This window comes from Hydromonas duriensis (assembly GCF_004363775.1).
GTDB classification, from domain to species: Bacteria; Pseudomonadota; Gammaproteobacteria; order Burkholderiales; family Burkholderiaceae; genus Hydromonas; species Hydromonas duriensis.
On record NZ_SNZE01000028.1, the window covers coordinates 1 to 22,176 of the forward strand.

Genomic DNA, 22,176 nt, shown 5'->3' on the forward strand with positions numbered 1-22,176 from the left:
CTCTTTGAGTTGGGGGTTTTTTATTGACTTCATCATGTATTCTCATTCAATAGGAAAAATATATAAAATCTTATTGGCATACCTCTCAGGCTAAATCTATAACTTTTAGCGAGCCTGTAAAAGATTTTGTGTTATTGGTGCGTAAAGGGCAAACCCGCTTCACCGCACTCGACGATCAAATCATCAGCTTATACGCTCGCGGCATGAGCACCCGTGATATTGCCGCCATGTTTCAAGAACTGTACGGTGCCGAAGTTTCGCACAGCCTGATTTCCAAAGTCACCGATGCCGTACTTGATGAGGTTCAAACTTGGCAATCTCGTCCGCTTGATGCGGCCTATCCGATCAGTCGACATATCTTACTAATATAAAGACCGTACAGGGGGGGGTAACTTTTTTAATGAATTATAAGTCGTCTTATAAGCCTAAATCAGCCCAAATTTTATCAATTCGAGTTGTCACTTCTTGTTTCATCACAATAGGCGTTCCCCATTCTCTTTGGGTTTCTCCCTGCCATTTGTTTGTTGCATCAAGCCCCATCTTAGAGCCTAAACCTGAGACGGGTGATGCAAAATCAAGGTAGTCAATCGGTGTGTTGTCGACCAGTGTGGTGTCTCTGCTCGGATCCATACGGGTTGTGATTGCCCACATCACTTCTTTCCAATCACGGGCGTTAATGTCGTCGTCCACTACGATGATGAATTTTGTGTACATGAACTGGCGTAAAAATGACCAAATACCAAACATGACGCGTTTGGCATGGCCTGGGTATTGTTTTTTAATTGAGACCACTGCCATGCGGTAGCTGCATCCTTCTGGCGGGAGATAAAAATCAATGATTTCTGGGAATTGCTTTTGCAAAATAGGCACGAAAACTTCGTTTAAGGCGACGCCAAGCACAGCGGGTTCATCTGGCGGTTTGCCTGTGTAGGTTGAGTGATAGATGGGATTGCGGCGCATGGTGATGCGTTCGACTGTGAACACGGGAAACGTCTCTTGCTCATTGTAGTAGCCTGTGTGGTCGCCATATGGCCCTTCAAGTGCGGTTTCATTTGGGTGAATCACACCTTCTAAAACAATTTCGGCGTGTGCGGGGACTGTTAACTCGTTGCCTATGCACTGTGTGAGTATTGTTCTGGAGTGGCGCAATAGGCCTGCAAATTGATATTCAGATAAAGTGTCTGGCACAGGTGTGACCGCACCGAGTATGGTGGCTGGGTCGCAGCCGAGTACAACGCTAATGGGAAAAGGTTGACCTGGGTTCGCAATGCAATGGTCGCGGAAGTCGAGCGCACCACCGCGATGCGCAAGCCAGCGCATAATCAGTTTGTTTTTAGATAATAATTGTTGGCGATAAATACCTAAATTTTGTCTCGTTTTGTGTGGCCCTTTGGTGACGACTAGGCCCCAAGTGATGAGGGGGGCAATGTCATTTGGCCAGCAATGCTGGATGGGAATGTTGGTTAAGTCAACATCATCGCCTTCAATAACGATGTCGTGTATAGGTGCGCCTTTGATGACTTTAGGACGCATATCCCATACAGCTTTGGCCATGTCGGCCAACTTACCAATTTCTTTTAAACCTGTCGGTGGGGTTGGCTCTTTGAGCGCAGCGAGCAGTTTACCAATGTCGCGTAAGGCTGAAATGTCTTGCGTGCCCATTCCCAAAGCCACGCGGCGGGGTGTGCCAAACAGGTTGGCAAGGACTGGCATATTGTATTGTTTGTTACCATCATGAACATTTTCAAACAGAATGGCAGGCCCTTCTTTTTTCAAAGTGCGGTCAGCGATTTCGGTCATTTCTAGGATGGGTGAAATGGGTTGTGCGATGTGTTTAAGCTCGCCCATTTTTTCCAATTGGTTGATGAAGTCCCGCAAGTCTGTGTAGTGCATATTCGTTTTCCAGATGTTGTGCCCAAAGATAAATGCGTGTCTTTGGGTCAATTGACTTATCCCCGATTTTTGTTAGTGTTTAATCACATTCACATGGCCACGCATCGGATAAGTGAGAAGAAGCCTATAAAGGCTGAATCTGAGCCTTAAAACCACCCAGCACATTTGCACTTAAGTGAAGATGTTGCTTGTGATAGTTCTTTAGCTGCGAGTGATGTGATACGCTAATCAAGGTTAAGTAAGGTAAATGCTGTATGAGCGTATCGTATAGCGCTTTTTCATTATCCAAATCGAGCGCGCTGGTGGCTTCATCTAAAAACAAGTAGTCAGGTCGTTTCAGAAAAATACGGGCAAAAGCCAAACGTTGCTGTTCGCCACCAGACAAAATCTGCCCCCAGTTGTTGGACTCATGTAAGCGGTGACGCAAATGTGATAATTGCGCCATATCGAGTACAGTTTCATAAGCGGCTTCTTTATAAGCATCGCCTGCGCTTGGGTAAGCCAATGCCTCACGTAATGTGGCGACAGGGAAATAAGGACGCTGTGGTAAAAATTGAACTTTTGCTTTTTTGGGGACATCAATGTGCCCGTGACCGTAAGGCCAAAGTTTTGCAATTGCTCGTAAAATTGTACTTTTGCCCGAACCCGATGCGCCTGTCACCAACCAACGTTCGCCTTTGAGAATTTGCCAATCCATGTTTTCAACTTGGGTTTCGGTATGAAATTGTCCTTCACCATCAAATTGCGGACGGCCAAGTGAAACATGCGCCAGCGAAACACCACCGACATTATTTGGCGTGACAGTGAGTTCAGACTGTGCGCTGAAATCATCCACGCGCGCCATTGCTTTCTCAAGATTGAAGATACGAGTGGCCGATGCGCGCAGCTCAGTGATGGCACTGTAATTGTCAATAAACCATGACAATGCTGTTTGTAACTCACCAAACGTACGAATCACTTGCATCACACCGCCGAACTCCAAAGCACCTTTAAAATAACGTGGAGCCGCGACGAGCACTGGAAAGATAATGCCCAGTTGTGCATAAACAGAAGAAGCAAAACCTAAATGTTTTGTGCGCCACATGCGTGAACGCCAGTTCGAGCGAATGATGTTGAACAAGCGACGGGCGTGTGACTCATGGTGTTCGCTGCCGCCCAAGAACGAAATCCCTTCAGCGTACTCGCGGGCGCGAATGATGTGATAACGAAAATCAGCATTGTAGCGTTCAGAAAGAAAGTTGAGCTTGACCAAGCGGCGGCCAATGAAATGAATGACCGTCGAGCCAACTAATGTGTATAGCAAGACAGCCCAAAACATGTACGCTGGAATATTGAAGTCATGTCCAGCGAAGCTAAATTCTAAGTTACCCGATAGCTTAAACATCACCAACGAAAACTCATAGACAGACAACGCCGATAGATAAAAGCCAAAAAACAAGCCAATCGCCAAATTGGTAAAGTTATCCAAGTCATTGGCGATGCGTTGGTCAGGGTTGTCTTGGCGGCGGTCTTTTTCGAGATGATAAAAACGGTTGTTGCCTAAATAGCGTTGAGTAAACTCACTGGTGAGCCAAGTGCGCCAACGGATTTGTAACATTTGGCTAAAGAAAATGCGATATATACCGACTAAAATTGACGCAAAAGCCAGTTTTGTGAATAAAATCAAGCCGCTTGAAAACCCCTCAATGTCCTTATTTTTTACCGACTCCCAAAAATTGCCAGACCAATCGACCAAAGCAACGCCAAGTTTAACGTTCACCGTGGCTAACGCTAAAACTAAAATTGTTAAACCCCAAGACCACAAGGCATCTTTTGAACGCCAGTAGCGAGCGCTGAACAAAATAATATCTAGCATCTTCGCTAAACTTTTCTTTTCTAACGCTTCTTCATCTTTAATTAAGTTTGGGTAGGCATCATTGACCCAGTTGTTGTCAATTGTACGGTTGGCCTGTGTGTGAGATGTGGGTTGTGGGTTCATGTTAATCGCATTTTAGTGACTAGAAATTTGGGTTCATAACGAATATGAATGTTTTTTACTGCTTTTTATTGCTTCGAGGGTGTGTCGTTCGCGCCGTCTTTGAGGGGGTGGCACTGCGTTTCGCTCCAAAACGTGCGCCCAGTAAAGCAAAGAATGCGGTCACCAATAAGCCAACCAAATCAGAAGGGAAAAATAAAGTGCTGAGCATGCCCAGTTCGCCAACGAACAATGAAAAAACACAAGCCCACAGTGCCATGCGCCCAAAAGGGGCTGGGTTGCCTGTACTGCGTTGAAATATAAAAGCGGTTACCCATCCAACAATGATGAGCCAGAGTTCTTGCTGAAAAAGCATTTGAGAGTGTCCTTGCAGTTTTTTGCGTCGCAGCGTTTGGCGGCGCGGGCTTTGGCGGGTATAATACCAAGATTCGCGGCAGTATTCATCTCAAGTTTGTGTTTGAGGGATGATGCGCTGCATAAATTTGATGTTTTAAGTTGATTTTCCACTGTATGCCGCTATTTGTCGCTGGATTGAACCACACCACTGCTCCGCTCGCCTTACGCGAGCGCATTTCGTTTGCTCCGCAAGAGTTGTCGCATGCGTTGCCTGCATTGCAAGAGGACTTATTGGGCAAAACGGCCAGTGCCAGCTCGGTACAGCTGTCGGTGCTCTCAACATGCAATCGTATGGAGGTTTACGGTGTATTGGATGACCCGATGCAGCTTGAAGCTGCGGTGCGGTGGGTCGCTACGTATCATGGCGTGAGTTATGATGAGCTTGCGCCGCACATTTATCAGCTCAGTGGTCATGCGGCGGTTCAGCATGCGTTTGCAGTGGCCAGTGGGATGGATTCTATGGTGTTGGGCGAGCCGCAGATTTTGGGGCAGATGAAACAAGCCATGCGCATTGCCCAGCAAGCGGGTACAGCCGATACCATCTTGCAACAATGGTTTGAAAAAAGTTTTGCGGTCGCTAAAGATGTGCGCACCAACACGGCGATTGGCGAGCATTCGGTCTCTATGGCCGCTGCCGCTGTTAAGTTGGCCAAGCGTGTGTTTGATGATTTTAAACAATTGAACGTCTTGCTGGTCGGGGCGGGTGAAATGATGGATGTCGTCATTGCACATATGGCGGGGCAGTTGCCCAATCGCATTGCCGTGGCGAATCGTTCGTCTGACAAAGCACACGCGCTACTTGCGCCTTATGCGCATTTAAATACCGATGTTTTACGTTTGGCCGCGCTGACCGAGCATTTGAGTGAATTTGACGTGGTTGTGACTTGCACCGCATCGACTTTACCTATTATCGGTTTGGGCATGGTTGAGAACGCGCTCAAAAATCGCCGTCATCGCCCAATGGTGATGGTCGATTTAGGCGTGCCTCGTGATATAGAGTCCGCCGTCGCCAAACTTGATGACGCGTATGTTTACACCGTAGATGACTTATCCAGCATTGTGCAGCACAACGGCGCGCAACGCGAAGCTGCGCTTTTAGACGCGCAACGCATTGTGGATATACATGTGAAAGCATTTGACGTTCAGCAGGCGCGTCGAGCTTGGACGCCACAGGTGCAACAATTACGCAGTCGCATGGATGCGTTGCGTCAAGCCGAAATGAGCCGTGCGCTCAATGCCGTGCGCGGACAGGCGAACGTTAGTACAAGCGAATTGGAACAGTTGTTGACACACATGTCGCAGCGCATGATGAACAAAATTTTGCATGAGCCAACCATTGGCATTCAAAGCGAAGACGATGAAGTGCGCCATGCCTGGCAAGTCGTCACGCGCGACTGGTTGCGCGGAACGGATTCTTAGCTTTTCAGTAAGACACGCAAGCCTTGTACGCTCAGCGTGCGCGGACATCATTCATAAATAATCTCATGGTGGGTACACACTCACTCTAAACAGTATACGGTTGAAATAATGAAAAACTCTATGCGAGAAAAGCTCACGCAGCTTGAGCAGCGTTATTATGAAATTGAAGCATTGTTGCATCAACCCGATGTGACGAACAACATTGATAACTATCGAAAAATCACCAAAGAATCAGCGGAAATAGCCCCTGTGGTCTCTGCTTTTAAAGAGTATATACAGGTAGAAAAAGACATCGAGAGCGCGGAAGAGATGCTCGCCGACCCAGATTTCAAGGCGTTTGCTCAAGAAGAAATTCAACAGGGTAAAGAACGTCTGGAAGCATTGGCGACTGATTTACAAACCATGTTGCTGCCCAAAGATGCCAATGACGATCGCAACGTTTTGCTTGAAATTCGTGCGGGTACTGGCGGAGAAGAGGCGGCGTTGTTTGCAGGCGTAATTTTGCGCATGTATACACGTTACGCCGAACGCATGGGCTGGCAAGTTGAAATCATGAGCGAATCCGTATCTGACTTGGGTGGCTATCGCGAAGTGATTGTGCGTTTAGCAGGAGTAAACGCTTACGCGCGTATGAAATTTGAATCGGGCGGACACCGCGTTCAACGCGTGCCAGAAACCGAGGCACAAGGGCGAATTCACACCTCTGCGTGTACCGTTGCGGTGATGCCTGAAGCGGACGAGTTGGGCGATGTCAACATCAACCCTGCGGACTTACGCATTGACACTTTCCGTGCATCAGGGGCGGGCGGGCAGCACATTAACAAAACTGATTCAGCCGTGCGCATTGTGCATCTTCCAACAGGTACCGTGGTTGAATGTCAAGAAGGACGCTCCCAACACAGCAATAAAGCCACTGCGATGAAAATTTTGGTCACGCGCATTCGCGATGCCCAAATACGAGAGCAAAATGCGGAGCAAGCCGCGACCCGTAAATCATTGGTTGGCTCAGGTGACCGTTCCGAGCGCATTCGTACCTATAACTACCCGCAAGGGCGCATCACAGACCACCGAGTCAATTTAACGTGGTACAAAATGGATGCGATGCTTGAAGGTGATTTAGACGAAATGTTAAACGCTTTGGCCGCTGAATATCAGGCTGAACAATTGGCCGCGATGGCGGACGAATAAACGTGAGTCAACTGGACATGCTCACGATTCAACACCTGATACAACATGCAAATGTAGAGCCGCTTGAAGCGCGCATGCTCATGCAATATGTGACGGGCTACTCGCGTGCGTCCTTGATTAGTCGCGGGCATGATGTGTTACCCGCATCACAAGCGCAGCAATTTACTGCACTGGTTGCGCGTCGCGTTCAAGGTGAGCCGATGGCTTATATCATTGGACAACGCGAGTTTTATGGGCGGCCGTTTAAAGTAACGCCAGATGTTTTGATTCCGAGGCCCGATACAGAAACTTTGATTGAGCATGTATTGCAACATTGTGGCTGGGGCGCAGAACACGCATTAAATGTACTGGACATGGGAACAGGCTCGGGCGCGATTGCCGTCACTTTAGCGTGCGAGCGTCCACATTGGCGCGTAAGTGCATTGGATATCTCAAATGCAGCCTTGTCCGTGGCGGCTGAAAATGCTGAACAATTGGGCGCACAGGTCACTTTTATGCACAGCGATTGGTTTAGTGCATGGGCTGCTCATGAAACTCATCCGACCTTTGATATCATTGTTAGCAATCCACCTTATGTCGCTGCACTCGATGTACATTTGCAGCAAGGTGATGTGCGATTTGAACCGCGAATGGCTTTGACCGATGAGGCGGACGGTTTGAGGCATTACAAGTCTTTGGTGCAAACGGCTCCTGATTATCTAAAGGCGGGCGGGCAATTATGGTTTGAGCACGGTTACGACCAAGCTCAAGCGGTACGTGAGGCGTTGATGGATGCGGGTTTTATTGATGTCAACACAATCCGTGACTTGGCGGGGCATGAGCGCGTGAGTGGCGGAACGATACGGAATAAATAAAGTAAAAGTGGCTAGATTGGCTAGATTGGTTAAAGTGGTAAAAATAGTCAAAGTCATTGTTCTTAAATCTTTCAACATATTTTAATACCGAGACATATTATGGCTCGCATGGCGAGATTGTATTTACCCAACACCGCACAGCTGGTTATGGTGCGAGGCATCAATGATGCCCCTGTGTTTTTTGATGATAAAAACTATGTGCAATGGCAAGCCATTGTGCGCACCATCGCGCCTGTACACCCGATTCAAATCCATGCATTTGCTTTAATAGAAAATGCCGTGTATTTGTTGTTGACGGCCGAAGGTGAGCGTTCGCTTGGTCGTTTTATGCAAGATTTAGGGCGACGCTACGTGCGCTATGTCAATGCTTTATATGGACGCAGCGGAACGTTGTGGGAAGGGCGTTATCGCACTGCGTATATTCAAGACACGCCGCATGTGATGCATGCTTATCGTTGGTTAGATAGCATGAGTGAACACACATCACGAATCCATCATATCGGCGTGCAATTGCAAGGTTTTATTCAAGACCATGCGCAGTATTGGACGTTGGGTAACACGCCGTTTGACCGTCAATATGCGTTTAAGCAATTGCTCAATGAAGGTTTGCCCGACCGTATTGTTGATAGCTTACAAAAAGCCGTTCAAACAGGCTGGGCTTTGGGAGACGAGCATTTTCTCAATCAAGCCGCGCGTGTAGGCGGACGTCGGGTGACGCCAGCGGCACGCGGACGACCACGGAAGAGCCCAGTGCAGGATTAATCCCATTAAAAATGATTTGAAAATCCCGCGTTTGCGGGATTTTTCATGGGTGCACTGAGTTGACATGGAACTGAAAATTAATTATTAAGATTAATACTTAAATGCAGGTTCGGGGTATTCTCCCATGCCATCGACTTTATGTCTCAGTTCGCTGACGTTGACATTGTTGATGTAATCAATCAGGTTTTGCCACATGCCATGAAAACCAAAACTGCCAAGGGTCATTTCTCGAATCGCCTCTTCTTTCGTCCAGCCTTGGTACAAAACGCGGTATAAAGCAGAAATCAACCCCGTTCGATCTGCGCCGTGCTGGCAATGTAATAAAACAGGCTGCATCTGAGGCGTGTTGATGATGCGCAATGCCTGTATCACGTCTTGTTCTTTAATGGCCCAAGTGTCCATTGGAACACTGACGTAATGCACATTACGAGATGGGTATATGTCTTCATCTGAGTGCATGCTTCGCAAAGATAAAACAGTTCGAATGGCCTCGGGTTGACTTGAGAGTTTTTTCATGTTGTTTAAAACAACCAACCCTTCAAAATCAGGTTGTGCAGAACGAAATAAATGTGGTGTGATTTCGTGTAAGTTTGGAATGCCTAATGCGTTGACGGGCTGAGCCCAAGTCTGTGGACGTTGTTCAGGTGGGAGACCTGTTTGCACGCAGGCGGTCAGAGCAAAAGCTAAAATAAAAGAAGCTAGTTTTTTATACATTGTGTGGTCGGCTTTCTAAGAATCAGCAAAAGAAGCAACAGAATGATTGTCATTCTACGTGAGCTTGCTGTTTTGTCAATTCAGCCTTTTGTATGTTACGTTATAAACAGCTCGCTGAGCTATTTGTTTTTTTATATTGTGAGTTGTTAGTTAACGGTTGATGAGTATGGGGTTTACATTGCAAGATTTTTTTATTTAGAGTTAAAAATAGAGCGGTCAACTGATGTGGCCGCTCTATTTTTACAGACATATTGCAATGTATTTATGATTGAATCAATGTTTCATCAGGTGTTCAATGTCGTTAATGGCGACCGGCACATCGCGAGTGGTGAGCTCACAACCCTGAGCGGTCACAATGGCATCGTCCTCAATACGCACACCGATGTTCCAAAACTGCTCAGGCACTTTATCGCTAGGACGAACGTACAGACCAGGTTCAATTGTTAAAACCATGCCTTCAGTCAATTGTCGCCAAACGGGTTTTTGAGCGGCATCTAAACCTGAACTGTATGTGCCGCAATCATGCACGTCTAAGCCAATCCAATGTCCTGTGCGGTGCATGTAAAATTGACGATAAGCACCTGATTCAATCGCATCATCGACTGAACCAACGACTTGTTTATCAAGTAAGCCTAAATCCAACATGCCTTGGGTCAGCACCCGAGTTGCCGTGTCATGAGGTGCACTGAATGACGCGCCTGCTCGCACAGAAGCAATTGCCGCTTCTTGCGCAGATAACACCACTTCGTACACCGCGCGTTGTGCGGCCGTGAATTTGCCATTGATGGGGAATGTGCGTGTGATATCGCCTGCATACAAGCCGTATTCTGCACCTGCGTCAATTAAACATAAATCCCCATCATTTAATAACGCCGAACCTGCACGATAATGCAGTATGCATGCATTTGCACCACCCGCCACAATTGAGCTGTATGCCGCATGTTGCGCACCATCACGAGCGAAACTATAGAGAATCTCAGCCTCTAAATCAGTTTCATGCATGCCTGCGCGACAGGCCTGCATGGCGCGCAGATGACCTTTTGCTGAAATTCGGCCTGCGGCGCGGAGCCAATTAAGCTCATGTGCGTCTTTAACCAAACGCTGCTCGTCAAGTAAGGCATAAACATCATGCAGAGCGTGGGGCGCGCTCACGCCTGTTCGAACAGCCGCTCGCGCACTGGCTAGAACTTCGCGTAAGGTGGCATCCCATGTTGGGTTTTCCAACATGGGTGCGAATAATAAACGTTGGTTGGCGAGCAGTTGAGAGAGTTGCTGCTTAAGCTCGCTGAAAGGCAAGGCTTGATCTACTCCGAAAACTTTTTGGGCTAATTCTGGCCCATAGCGATGACCGTCCCAAATTTCACGCTCAAGATTTTTTTCACGGCAAAATAAAATGCTCTTTTGTGATTCTGGTGTTGCAATTAAAACCAAAACGGCTTCGGGTTCGACTAAACCCGTTAAGTAATAAAAATAGCTATCGGGTCGAAAATCATAGTACGCATCACGGTTACGAACGGCTTCAGAGGCCGTTGGCACAATGGCGATGCCGCCGCCCAAGCCAATCATCTTTGCCATAAGTTGGTTGCGACGATGAGCATGTGGTTCAGGGGAGAATGGAGCGAGATGTAAAGGCGTTGTCATGACTGTCCAATAAAAACTAACAAGCGAGTTGAAAGAATACGAAAAATGAAATGATGCCTTTGTATCCAAATGAAGAACGGCTTAAAAAGTGTTCTAAAAAATCAGATTTGAATGTAGACAAAGACCAAAACTACTTTTTTCGCGCTAAAGATTTAGAGTTGTTCACACAAAAATACAAGAGTTCGAGTTTAACAGGATTTTAAAATTTGACAAAAATTAAAGTTCAAATTCTTGAATGTCCTCCATCCTGCTTTGTCCTTGATTGTCCTTGATTTGTGTTGCTGTGCAGCATAAAAATGCCGCTCGTTTCCTTGCATTATTTGTATATCTGTTCTAACCTGTATTCAACCATATTTATATATGGCTCCAAATATTTTATTTTATATTTTACACAAGGGTTCAAATTGTTAAAAATTAACAAATGGAGGTCATGAAGATGAAACGATTTTTTAATATGATATTAATGGGCATGGGGGCTTTGACTTTGATGGCCTGCGGTCGCGGTGACAAAAAAGAGGAGGGTAAGCCAGTTGAGCAAGTGGCAGCACCAATGGATGCCATTAAAAAAATCAAAGAAACAGGCAAGGTTGTGATTGGTTATCGTGAGTCGTCAATTCCACATTCATACTTGGTTAATGGTAAACCTGTTGGTTATTCTATGGATGTGTGTGCAAACGTCGTTAACGAGTTGAAGAAACAGTTGAAATTACCTAATCTGAATGTGGAGTACAAGGCGGTGACTTCTTCAACACGCATTCCAGAAATGCAGGCGGGTAATATTGACATGGAGTGTGGCACGACAACAAATAGTAAAAAACGTCAGGAGCAAGTTAATTTTGCCATCAACCACTATGTCACTGAGGTGCGCATGGCCGTAAAAAAAGGTTCAGGCATCAAAGAGTTAAAAGACTTAGACGGTAAAGTTGTTGTGACCACAACAGGAACAACATCTGACAAATACATCAAACAGGGCGAGCAGGCTGCCAAAATCAATGTGACCAATGTATTTGGTAAAGATCACGCAGATTCATTTGCACAAGTCGAATCAGGTGCAGCGGTGGCCTTTATCATGGACGACAATATTTTAGCGGGTTTGATTGCCAACTCTAAATCGCCAAAGGATTTTGAAATTGTTGGTTCGGTGTTGTCAACAGAGCCTTATGCAGTGATGTTACCCAAAGGAGATGTAGTGTTGAAGAAAATAGCAGATGATGCTGTACTGGCTATGATTCAATCGGGTGCGATGAAAAAATCTTACAAACAGTGGTTTCAGTCACCCATTCCGCCCAAAAATGTCAATTTGAATTTACCAATGAGCGAGTCATTAAAGAACACCTTGGCGAATCCGTCCAGCGAGGGTGTTTAACCTGTGCGTCAATGTGCTTTCGAGTCAAGAGTAAATAACTTGGGCGAATGATTAAAGCGGTGCCCCGATTTTAAATGCAACTAAAGGAAGCGAGCTTATGGCACATAATGATTGGGGGGTGTTTTGTTCTTCAGGCACCGAATATGAGGATAAGTTTGCATGGGTTGAATCCTTGTGCAATATGAGTGGTGCGCATTCTTACGACATGACATCAGAAACGGTCACATGGTTTCAGATGTTGTTGGATGGGCTGAAATGGCATTTTGTTGTGTTTTTTGGAGCCGTCATTTTGGCTTTTGCGCTCGGTTCGTTACTGGGCGTGATGCGCACAAGTTCTAATAAATGGCTGCTAAGGGTCAGCGGCTTCTATATTGAGGTCTTTCGGAATGTGCCATTAATTATCCAATATTTTTTTTGGTTGCTTATTTTTCCAGAATGTTTGCCCGGCACGTTTTCTCAAGACTCAAATGCGGTCGTCAATGGTTTATGGTACAAAAAAATTGCTGCGACCCATCCTTGGCTCATCGGGATTTTGGGCTTGGGTTTGTATCATGCCGCGCGAATTGCTGAAAATATTCGCGCGGGCATTCAAGCCATTCCTGTGGGGCAATGGCATGCAAGTTTTGCATTGGGATTGTCCAGCTTACAGGCGTATGCAAATACGATTTTGCCCGTGGCGTATCGGACTGTTTGGCCCACCTTAACCTCAGAAATGATGAATATGTTTAAAAACGCCTCAGTGGCTTTTGCTGTGAGCGTTTTGAATTTTTATGCCCAAACCAAAAGCATGATTGAATTGACGTCTCAGGACACCGTGATTTTGATAGTCACGACTTTAGTGTATTTATGGTTTACCTACACCATTAAAGTGGTGATGGCGATTTTTGAGAGGCGGCTGCGTATTCCAGGCACACTCGCTACGGGAGGTCATTGATGATGGACTTCGATTTTAGGGTTTTATTGACAGCGGATGCTTTAAATTTATTGGCTCAAGGGTTGTTATTTACGGTGCAGGTGACTGTGTTGGCTTTAATCGGCGGCATGTTGCTCGGTACGGTCTTGGCGATGATGCGCTTGTCGTCAAACATATGGTTATCAGTGTTTGCCAAATTGTATGTGGATTTATTCCGTGGTTTGCCTTTAGTACAGGTGCTTTTGATTTTTTATTTTTTGTTGCCAAAATTGTGGGCAAGCGTGACTGGAGCAGATTATGTCACGCCTTTAGGGGCTTTATATGCGGGGGTTATGACCTATGCCGTTTTTGAAGCGGCTTATTATAGTGAAATCATGCGTGCAGGCATTCAAAGCGTTTCGCAAGACCAAGTATCTGCAAGTTACGCTTTGGGCATGTCTTACGGTCAATCAATGGCCTTTATCGTTTTGCCGCAAGCCTTACGCAATATGCTTCCAGTACTGTTGACTCAAACCATCATCTTGTTTCAAGACATTACTTTGGTGTACGCGGTGGGGTGGAAGGATTTTTTAGGCGCGGGCAGCACGCTAGCGAGCATTCACAATCGACCAACAGAATTTTATTTACTGGTGGCAGTGGTGTATTTCCTGATTTGTTTTACCTTGTCATCTTATGTGAAACGCTTACAAGACAAAGTTGCCATTATTAGATAAATTGGGTCGTTTCTCAACGCCGTTTTTATAGTCATGAGTCAATGGCACTGGACGTAAAAAAACAGGATGTGGAGTAAAAGATGATTGAAATCAAAAATGTTTCAAAATGGTACGATCAGTTTCAGGTGTTAAATGATTGTTCGACTAGTATCCAAAAAGGCGAGGTTGTGGTGGTGTGTGGCCCGTCGGGTTCTGGTAAATCAACCTTAATTAAAACAGTCAATGCGTTAGAGCCTTTTCAAAAGGGAGACATTGTGGTTGACGGTGTGTCGTTAAGCGATCCCAAAACCAATTTGAATAAATTGCGTTCGCGCGTGGGGATGGTATTTCAACATTTTGAATTGTTTCCACATTTGTCGATAGAACGCAATTTAACTCTGGCTCAGATCAAAGTGTTGGGCCGTACTAAAAATGAAGCATACAAAAAAGCCATGCAATTGCTAGAGCGTGTTGGTTTAACAGCGCATGCACACAAATTCCCAGGACAATTGTCAGGTGGTCAGCAGCAACGTGTGGCGATTGCCCGTGCTTTAGCCATGGATCCAATTGCAATGTTATTTGACGAGCCAACATCTGCATTGGATCCCGAGATGGTCGGTGAGGTGTTGGATGTTATGGTGTTGCTGGCTAAAGAGGGTATGACCATGATGTGTGTGACTCATGAGATGGGGTTTGCCCGTAGCGTCGCGCACAGAGTCATTTTTATGGATCAAGGTAAAATTATTGAAGATTGTGCCAAGGATGAGTTCTTTGAGCATTCTGAGCATCGTTCGGAACGTGCTCAACAATTTCTATCGAGCATACTGTAAAGTCGCCACGAAAGCCATTGAGGTTGCATAGTAAAACAGAATTGCTGTATGGCATGAATGTGATGTTAAAATGCATTTAATCATTGAGGTCATCATAGGAAATGTAATGAAGCAAAGTTTGGTGGTGCGTGCGCCTAATTGGATTGGCGATGTTGTGTGTTGTTTGCCTGCTTGGGAGCGTTTGAGTGAACGTTATCATCTACACATCGTGGGTAAAGGCTGGTTAGCTGATTTACTCTGTGGCTATCCCAATTGGTCAGTTTATAAATTACCCCGTGGCTTATGGAAACGTCGGCAGCTTTATTTGGATATTCAGCGTAAAGTAGGTAAACAGCAACTTTCTGAAATCACCAATGCGGTTGTTTTTCCAACGTCATTGGGTTCTGTTTTAGAGATGAAATTGGCTGGCTTGAGGATTTTGGGGCATGCTCACGAAGGGCGTGGTGTTTTATTGAAAAAATCCATACCCATGCCGCCGCCTGATGCCAGTATTTATAAAAGAAATTGGGAACTCAGCAATGTTTTGCTTAAACAACGCTTGGCTCCACCACAGCAAATACATTTCAAGATTAAGCCTGAGGTTGAAGCACAGACGCTTGAGTTGTTGAAATCACATTCGTTGCAATCTCAATCTTACATTACGGTTTGTCCTTTTGCTGTCGGGCAATTGGCTGGAAAAAGTAAAAAATGGCCTTATTTTTCAGAATGGGCTCATCGGATGCAGGCATTGGGTTATACCGTAGTTTGTTGCCCTGCTGCCTCGGAAGAGGCTGATTGGTTAGCTGAATATGCGAATATTTTTGCATTAAAGGGAATGAGCTTGGCTCAATATGCCGCCGTGTTGAAACACTCAAAAATCGTGGTCGCGAATGATACTGGCCCAGGTCATCTGGCGGCGGCAGTTGGTGTGCCATTGATTAGCGTGTATGATGTGACGAATGTTGAAACGTATGGTGCTATAGGCTCAAATGTGTCGGTAGTCAAGGTCGATGGTTGGCCTGATGTCGAAACCGTTTTGAAACACACATTGGATAGAATTCAGCAGTGAAATGATGTTTAGCTTATAGACGTTAAAAAAGCGAGTGAATTATCACTCGCTTTTTAATTGTTACTAAATGAATGTTTATTTCTTTTAGTTACTGAGTTACTGTGGCGCAGGCACTTCCACCAGTGCTTTTTTCCGATCACTGCGCATGCCGAGCATCTCTAACCATGATTTACTCGTAGGCTTGAGGCTCATGGTGGTGTTCGGATAGTTTTTCTTTAATACGCTAAAGGTGTCGTTGCGTAAATCTTGCAGATTCAGACCTTCATACGCTTTGACCATAATGATGAGCGCGTCTTCCGTTGCAGGTGTACCATCGTAATTGCGCAACACTTCTTGAGCACGGTTAATCGCTGCAACATAGGCTTTGCGCTCAAGGTAATACTGGGCAACGCCAGTTTCATGTTTGGCCATGGTATTGACGAGGTAACGCATGCGCTCGCGTGAGTCTTTGGCGTAGCGGCTATTCGGGAATTTTTCAACGAGGGTTTTGAAGGCTTCAAAAGAGTCTTTTGCCGCTTTTGGGTCGCGGTCATTGAGTTGCTCTCCCGTTAAAGTGGCCAAATAGCTGACATTTTGGTTGAAGTTTATCAGTCCTTTAAGGTAATACACATAATCCACTTTAGGATGCGAACCGTTTAAAGCAATGAAGCGGTCTGCTGCCGCGAGTGCTTTTGTTCGTTCGTCATCTTTCCAAAAAACATAAGGCAGCTCAAGTTGGGCTTGAATCGATTGAGCGCTGAAAGGATATTGTGCGATAGTTGCTTCTAATAACTGGCTGGCGCGTTTATAATCTTTATTAGTCATTTCGTCGCGTGCATTGGTGTAAATTTTATCAACACTCCAGCCCGCAAACTCATTGACTTCTTTTTTCGAACCAAGCCCACTACAAGCGGATAGTAGGGTCACCGACACCAGCACGATTGTGCTTATGTGTGCGGTTTTTTTAAGGATATTTAGAGCCATGACGTTAACCTCTTGGGATGAAAATGATAATGATTATAACGCATGGGATGATGAATTGGCGGTAAATGCTGAAAATCTTGAGCCAATTACGATAGAAATTCCAGAAGGTATCAGTGGTAAACGCTTGGATGCGGTGTTGGCGATTGTATTGCCCGACTATTCACGTTCACGTTTACAAAAATGGTTGAAAGATGGCGCAGTGGTGTGCAATGGCGAGGTTGAAACCAGCCCGAAGCGTCTGGTATACGCCTATGAAACCTTAACTATTACGCCTCAGCCGTCTGATGAAATGAAGGCGTATACGCCACAACCAATGGATTTGGATGTGGTATACGAAGACCACGACATTCTGGTTATCAACAAACCTGCAGGTTTGGTTGTTCATCCCGCCAGTGGCAATTGGGATGGTACATTGCTCAACGGTTTGCTGCACGCTTATCCTGACATCAGCCAAGTACCGCGAGCGGGCATTGTGCATCGTTTGGATAAAGACACATCGGGCTTGATGGTCGTTGCTAAAACGGTCGTGGCGCAAACTGACCTTGTGCGTCAATTGCAAGCGCGTACCGTCAAGCGTCGCTACGTCGCTATTGTGCAAGGCGAAATTGATGCCGACGGCGTGATTGATGCCAATGTCGGTCGTAATCCACAAGATAGATTAAAAATGGCGGTACTGGTCGGCAAAAGCGGCAAGCCTGCACGAACGTTTTATCAAAGCCTTGGATTTTGGTCGTATCAAGATAAACCTTATTCGATTGTGGTGTGTCAACTGGAGTCGGGGCGTACTCACCAAATTCGAGTACACATGCAACATCGTGGCTATCCTCTTGTCGGTGATCCGCTATATGGTGATAAAAAAGGAGTACGCACGTCCTTGGTTGCCGCCTTGCCAGATTTTAAACGACAAGCGTTGCATGCCTACCAGCTCGGCTTGATACATCCCCGAACAGGCAACTACATGAGTTGGCAAGCGCAATTGCCACACGACATGGTTGACCTCCTTCGTGTCATGGGCGTTGCTGAGTTTAACATTCCCGAACCCGAATTCATCATGGATGCCCTAGAAGATGCGTGACATTCAAGTGATTCTACCCAACTGGCGCGTGCCCAATCATGTACACGCTTATATGACCACTCGAGTAGCAGGTTACAGTCAGGGCGTGTATGGGCAAGCCGACGGCCAAAATGGACTCAACCTTGCTACGCATGTGGGCGATGAATTAAGTCATATTCTGCAAAACCGAGCCTTGCTCAAAACCCAGCTCAACTTGCCCAGCGAACCGCTTTGGTTGAATCAAACCCACAGCACGTACGTTCACCTGCAAACGCTCGATGAGTATAAACACGAGGAACCACCACCAGAGGCCGACGCCGTTGTCCTGACCGCGCAAGGTCAAGTGGGCGTCGTCATGACTGCGGATTGCCTGCCTGTTTTATTTGCCAGTGCGGATGGAAAAGTTGTCGGCGCAGCACATGCCGGCTGGCGTGGTTTGGCAGATGGCGTGTTGGAAAAAACCATCCAAGTCATGCGCGAGCAGGGCGCGCATGACATTCAAGCATGGCTGGGTGCGGCCATCGGCTCAACCGCATTTGAAGTGGGTCGGGATGTGCTGGATGAGTTTACTAAACGAACGCCAGCTGGGGTGGCTGATGTTGGCGCGCATTTCAAAACACACCCTTGTCATTTAGATAAATACCTTGCCAATATTTATGGATTAGCATTTGACCGCCTGCAAGCGATGGGTATTACAGAAATTACAGGAGGGAAACATTGCACGGTCAGTGAAAAAGAGCTTTTTTACTCTTACCGTCGTGACGGGGTGACAGGGCGTATGGCAACTATAATTTGGATGGAGAATTGATTCTTATCAAATAATAGTTGTTGTTATGAGTGCTCCTATGTTTTAGATTATGTACTTCTTTGTTGTTTTTTTATCGTAAGCCTTTGAGTTTCTCAAAGGCTTATTTTTTTGCCTTAAAGGTCAAAAAACAGTCGCACCCACTCTTCTAAAACGATTATTTTTTAAACCCTCACCTTGATCATCGTGCTCGATTAAACACATTCACAAGAGATTAATATTTAAACAAATAAATTAACTCTAGCCCGTTCTAGATGCGCATATCCATTGTTCATATTGTCCTAATTATTAATAAAACTTAAGGACGATGATTGCCTAATATCCAGTTAAATAGCGACTTTAATCTTTTTTTGTGCTCTTGCCTGTTCATTGTTTCTATTATTCTGAATTAGGGTAAGTTATTCATATTAATAAATATTCTTTGTGTGCAATAGTTGATATTGGTTTGACAATTTGTAAATTATTAAAGATAATTGCCTAATGTTTGTTTATCTTTTTTGATTTTTATAAATATAATTTTAACCTTAGCTATTGGGATGGCCTTCACGCGGGAGGTTCTTTTGCTCGAAATAAAAATTATTTTTAAGTGCGTCTTTATGAGTGATGCATAGCCTTTTTTATTTTTCGCACAGGTTTAGAAAATTAATTTTGTTTTTATTGAATATATATTGGGAGGTTGTTGTGAATAAAAATTATAGGGTTGTTTTTAATGAACAAACTCAAACATGGGTGGCGGTTGCAGAAATTGCCAAAGCGTCAGGCAAAAAAAGTAAAGTCTCTGCAATCGTTGTTGCAGCGGGTGTTTTAGCCGCGGTAGCGGGCTTTCATTCGCAAGCGCAAGCGCAAATTGTCATAGGCGCTGAGGTGGCGGGAGATAATGGCACTTCTGTTGCATCAGGGGTTGGTTCGGTTGCTGTTGGTGAAGCGACGACTGCTTTGGGTGCTAATTCTATTGCTTTAGGGTCAAGTAACACCGCCTCAGGTGAAAATTCTATAGCGATTGGTCAAAACTCAACGGCAGGGGGAGATTTCTCAATTGTTTTAGGGGCAAGTAATACGGCCTTGGGTGGCAATTCAATTGCTATAGGAACCAATTCAATTGTCCGAGGCAATGGTTCTGTGGCCCTTGGTCAGCAAACCAGCTCGAATGGTGATAATGGTTTGGCTTTAGGTAGTTCTTCAACAACGAACGGTGTTGCGGATATTGCTTTAGGTACGGCAGCAGTGGCGGGTTCCAATTTTTATGGAAGTTCAGGCACACGTTCAGCCATTGCCGCAGGGCAAAGTGCAACGGCATTAGGGACGGAGACCATTGCGATTGGTGCGCAATCAACTTCTAGCGGTACTCGGACGGTGGCCTTGGGTAGTAATTCAACTGCTTTAAGTAGCAACTCAATAGCACTGGGTGTGGCAACAAAAGCTTTAAGCGTCAATGCAACAGCAGTCGGTGTTTCAGCGACGGCTTCAGAGGTGTTTGCCTCTGCTTTTGGTCCTGGAGCTGTAGCTTCTAATAATTCTGCAACTGCAATTGGGGCGCAGGCTATTGCATCAGGCTTTAGTTCATTTGCAGCTTCTAACGGAGCCTTGGCCACAGGTCTTCAAGCGACTGCCGTGGGCTTTTCTTCTACTGCATCGGGTTCAAACTCAATTGCAATAGGTGATAATAATGTTGTTTCGGGAGCCAATTCGAGTGCGCTTGGTAATACCAATACTATATCAGGGGCAAGTTCTGGTGCATTTGGTAATAACAATACGATTACAGGGCAAAACTCGTATGCTCTAGGTAATAGCATTACTATTAACAATACTAATAGTGTGGTTTTGGGTAATGCTTCTGCAGACAAAGCCTTTGCTCAAGTCATATCAGGTACGGTCAACAATGTGATTTACGGTTCTTTTGCAGGTAATGCTGTTGGGGTGGTGTCTGTAGGGGCTGTAAATAAAGAGCGACAAATTGTCAATGTGGCACCCGGTGAGGTCAGTGCAACGTCGACCGATGCGATCAATGGTTCACAACTATATTCAGTTATGCAGGTCACTCAAAGTACAGTGGCCTCACTGTCAACCTTGACTTCAACAAGCAATAGTGCGATTGCTTCTCTTTCAACTGTTACCAAAAGTACTATCGCCTCTCTATCGACCGTAACTTCGACAGGCATGAGCACAACCAATAGCGCAGTGGCTTCATTGTCGACCGTTACATCATCGGGTTTAAGCACCACGAATAGCGCGGTAGCCTCATTGTCAACCGCAGTGTCTTCAGCATCATCAACGGTCTTGAGCACAGCGGACAGTTCGATTGCCTCGTTGTCGACTGTCACTTCGACAGGTTTGAGCACCACCAACAGCGCGGTGGCTTCGTTGTCGACATTGACCTCGACGGGTTTCAGCACAAGCGACAGTTCAATCGCTTCATTGTCAACAGTGACTTCATCGGGCTTAAGTACGACGAATAGCGCGGTAGCCTCATTGTCAACAGCCGTGTCTTCAGCGTCATCAACGGTGTTGAGCACAGCAGATAGCTCGATTGCCTCGTTGTCGACTGTCACTTCGACAGGCTTGAGCACCACCAACAGCGCAGTGGCGTCATTGTCGACATTGACTTCGACTGGTTTCAGCACAAGCGACAGTTCAATCGCTTCATTGTCGACCGTTACATCATCGGGTTTAAGCACGACGAATAGCGCGGTCGCCTCATTGTCAACCGCAGTGTCTTCAGCATCATCAACGGTGTTGAGCACGGCGGACAGCTCGATTGCCTCGTTGTCAACGGTGACTTCATCGGGCTTAAGCACCACGAATAGCGCGGTAGCCTCATTGTCGACTGTTGTGTCTTCGGCGACATCAACGGCATTGAGCACAGCGGATAGCTCGATTGCCTCGTTGTCAACGGTGACATCGACAGGTTTGAGCACCACCAACAGCGCGGTGGCTTCGTTGTCGACCGTTACATCATCGGGCTTAAGTACGACGAATAGTGCGGTAGCCTCATTGTCAACAGCCGTGTCTTCAGCATCATCAACGGTGTTGAGCACGGCGGACAGCTCGATTGCCTCGTTGTCAACGGTGACGTCGACAGGCTTGAGCACCACCAACAGCGCGGTGGCTTCGTTGTCGACATTGACCTCAACTGGTTTTAGCACAAGCGACAGTTCAATCGCTTCATTGTCAACAGTGACTTCATCGGGCTTAAGTACGACGAATAGTGCGGTGGCGTCATTGTCAACCGCCGTGTCTTCAGCATCATCAACGGTGTTGAGCACAGCAGATAGCTCGATTGCCTCGTTGTCAACGGTGACGTCGACAGGCTTGAGCACCACCAACAGCGCAGTGGCTTCATTGTCGACATTGACCTCGACTGGTTTCAGCACAAGCGACAGTTCAATCGCTTCATTGTCAACAGTGACTTCATCGGGCTTAAGTACGACGAATAGTGCGGTGGCGTCATTGTCAACCGCCGTGTCTTCAGCATCATCAACGGTGTTGAGCACAGCAGACAGCTCGATTGCCTCGTTGTCAACGGTGACGTCGACAGGCTTGAGCGCCACCAACAGCGCGGTGGCTTCGTTGTCGACATTGACTTCGACGGGCTTCAGCACAAGCGACAGTTCAATCGCTTCATTGTCAACAGTGACTTCATCGGGCTTAAGTACGACGAATAGC

At 46.1% G+C, this 22,176-nt stretch carries 18 protein-coding genes and 2 pseudogenes; 13 read left to right on the forward strand and 7 right to left on the reverse strand.

Features of this window, described 5'->3' with window-relative positions; translation table 11 throughout:
* Positions 1–134: 134 nt before the first annotated feature.
* Positions 135–347: pseudogene (locus tag DFR44_RS09785) on the forward strand (transposase); the annotation flags it as partial.
* Positions 348–417: 70 nt separating this feature from the next.
* Here DFR44_RS09785 and ubiD read toward each other — a convergent pair.
* From ubiD to DFR44_RS09800, 3 genes are all read right to left on the reverse strand, one after another.
* Positions 418–1,893, reverse strand: coding sequence for a 4-hydroxy-3-polyprenylbenzoate decarboxylase (ubiD, locus tag DFR44_RS09790; RefSeq protein ID WP_133621391.1), 1,476 nt, complete (start codon positions 1,891–1,893; stop codon positions 418–420).
* Between the two features lie 124 nt (positions 1,894–2,017).
* Complete coding sequence (locus DFR44_RS09795; protein WP_133621392.1) at positions 2,018–3,871, reverse strand: ABC transporter ATP-binding protein/permease; 1,854 nt, start codon at positions 3,869–3,871, stop codon at positions 2,018–2,020.
* A 55-nt stretch (positions 3,872–3,926) separates the two neighbouring features.
* A complete protein-coding gene (locus DFR44_RS09800; RefSeq protein ID WP_133621393.1) occupies positions 3,927–4,223 on the reverse strand; it encodes a hypothetical protein in 297 nt (98 codons plus the stop codon).
* 155 nt (positions 4,224–4,378) lie between these two features.
* Here DFR44_RS09800 and hemA point away from each other — a divergent pair, with 155 nt between their 5' ends.
* The 4 genes from hemA to DFR44_RS09820 all read left to right on the forward strand — a co-directional run bounded on the left by hemA (position 4,379) and on the right by DFR44_RS09820 (position 8,487).
* A complete protein-coding gene (gene hemA / locus DFR44_RS09805) occupies positions 4,379–5,683 on the forward strand; it encodes a glutamyl-tRNA reductase (RefSeq protein ID WP_133621394.1) in 1,305 nt (434 codons plus the stop codon).
* A gap of 108 nt (positions 5,684–5,791) precedes the next feature.
* Entirely contained in the window at positions 5,792–6,871 is a 1,080-nt protein-coding gene (prfA, locus tag DFR44_RS09810) for a peptide chain release factor 1 (RefSeq protein WP_133621395.1), read from the forward strand.
* Positions 6,872–6,882: 11 nt separating this feature from the next.
* On the forward strand, positions 6,883–7,725 hold the full coding sequence (gene prmC, locus DFR44_RS09815) for a peptide chain release factor N(5)-glutamine methyltransferase (RefSeq protein WP_425459568.1): 843 nt from the start codon (positions 6,883–6,885) through the stop codon (positions 7,723–7,725).
* A gap of 108 nt (positions 7,726–7,833) precedes the next feature.
* On the forward strand, positions 7,834–8,487 hold the full coding sequence (locus DFR44_RS09820) for a transposase (protein ID WP_162845238.1): 654 nt from the start codon (positions 7,834–7,836) through the stop codon (positions 8,485–8,487).
* A 90-nt stretch (positions 8,488–8,577) separates the two neighbouring features.
* Here DFR44_RS09820 and DFR44_RS09825 read toward each other — a convergent pair whose 3' ends face one another.
* Both DFR44_RS09825 and DFR44_RS09830 read right to left on the reverse strand, forming a co-directional pair.
* Entirely contained in the window at positions 8,578–9,201 is a 624-nt protein-coding gene (locus DFR44_RS09825) for a tyrosine-protein phosphatase (protein ID WP_133621397.1), read from the reverse strand.
* A gap of 273 nt (positions 9,202–9,474) precedes the next feature.
* Positions 9,475–10,842 carry an aminopeptidase P N-terminal domain-containing protein gene (locus DFR44_RS09830; RefSeq protein ID WP_133621398.1) on the reverse strand — a complete coding sequence of 456 codons (1,368 nt, stop codon included), beginning with the start codon at positions 10,840–10,842 and terminating at the stop codon, positions 9,475–9,477.
* A 436-nt stretch (positions 10,843–11,278) separates the two neighbouring features.
* Here DFR44_RS09830 and DFR44_RS09835 point away from each other — a divergent pair, with 436 nt between their 5' ends.
* The 5 genes from DFR44_RS09835 to DFR44_RS09855 all read left to right on the forward strand — a co-directional run bounded on the left by DFR44_RS09835 (position 11,279) and on the right by DFR44_RS09855 (position 15,691).
* On the forward strand, positions 11,279–12,208 hold the full coding sequence (locus DFR44_RS09835; RefSeq protein ID WP_246012101.1) for an amino acid ABC transporter substrate-binding protein: 930 nt from the start codon (positions 11,279–11,281) through the stop codon (positions 12,206–12,208).
* Positions 12,209–12,305: 97 nt separating this feature from the next.
* A complete protein-coding gene (locus DFR44_RS09840; RefSeq protein ID WP_133621399.1) occupies positions 12,306–13,142 on the forward strand; it encodes an amino acid ABC transporter permease in 837 nt (278 codons plus the stop codon).
* The gene (locus tag DFR44_RS09845; protein WP_133621400.1) at positions 13,142–13,834 is read left to right on the forward strand and encodes an amino acid ABC transporter permease; all 693 of its coding nucleotides are present in this window, start codon (positions 13,142–13,144) and stop codon (positions 13,832–13,834) included. Before DFR44_RS09840 ends, DFR44_RS09845 begins: the two co-directional genes overlap by 1 nt.
* Positions 13,835–13,914: 80 nt before the next feature.
* Positions 13,915–14,643 carry an amino acid ABC transporter ATP-binding protein gene (locus tag DFR44_RS09850; RefSeq protein ID WP_133621401.1) on the forward strand — a complete coding sequence of 243 codons (729 nt, stop codon included), beginning with the start codon at positions 13,915–13,917 and terminating at the stop codon, positions 14,641–14,643.
* 106 nt (positions 14,644–14,749) lie between these two features.
* Positions 14,750–15,691: a glycosyltransferase family 9 protein gene (locus DFR44_RS09855; protein WP_162845239.1), complete on the forward strand. Its 942-nt coding sequence runs from the start codon at positions 14,750–14,752 to the stop codon at positions 15,689–15,691.
* Between the two features lie 96 nt (positions 15,692–15,787).
* Here the strand turns inward: DFR44_RS09855 and DFR44_RS09860 are convergent, their stop codons facing one another.
* Positions 15,788–16,654, reverse strand: coding sequence for an outer membrane protein assembly factor BamD (locus tag DFR44_RS09860; protein ID WP_133621403.1), 867 nt, complete (start codon positions 16,652–16,654; stop codon positions 15,788–15,790).
* On the opposite strand from DFR44_RS09860, the gene rluD reads away from it, so the two are divergent.
* From rluD to DFR44_RS11820, 3 genes and pseudogenes are all read left to right on the forward strand, one after another.
* The gene (rluD, locus tag DFR44_RS09865) at positions 16,653–17,729 is read left to right on the forward strand and encodes a 23S rRNA pseudouridine(1911/1915/1917) synthase RluD (protein ID WP_162845240.1); all 1,077 of its coding nucleotides are present in this window, start codon (positions 16,653–16,655) and stop codon (positions 17,727–17,729) included. The genes DFR44_RS09860 and rluD overlap by 2 nt on opposite strands.
* Entirely contained in the window at positions 17,722–18,516 is a 795-nt protein-coding gene (pgeF, locus tag DFR44_RS09870; protein ID WP_246012102.1) for a peptidoglycan editing factor PgeF, read from the forward strand. The genes rluD and pgeF overlap by 8 nt, the downstream gene beginning before the upstream one ends.
* 600 nt (positions 18,517–19,116) lie before the next feature.
* Positions 19,117–20,538 (forward strand): annotated as a pseudogene (locus tag DFR44_RS11820) (ESPR-type extended signal peptide-containing protein); the annotation flags it as partial.
* Positions 20,539–20,552: 14 nt separating this feature from the next.
* Here the strand turns inward: DFR44_RS11820 and DFR44_RS11695 are convergent.
* A partial coding sequence (locus DFR44_RS11695; protein WP_170175397.1) for a hypothetical protein occupies positions 20,553–22,176 on the reverse strand: 1,624 nt, incomplete at its 5' end.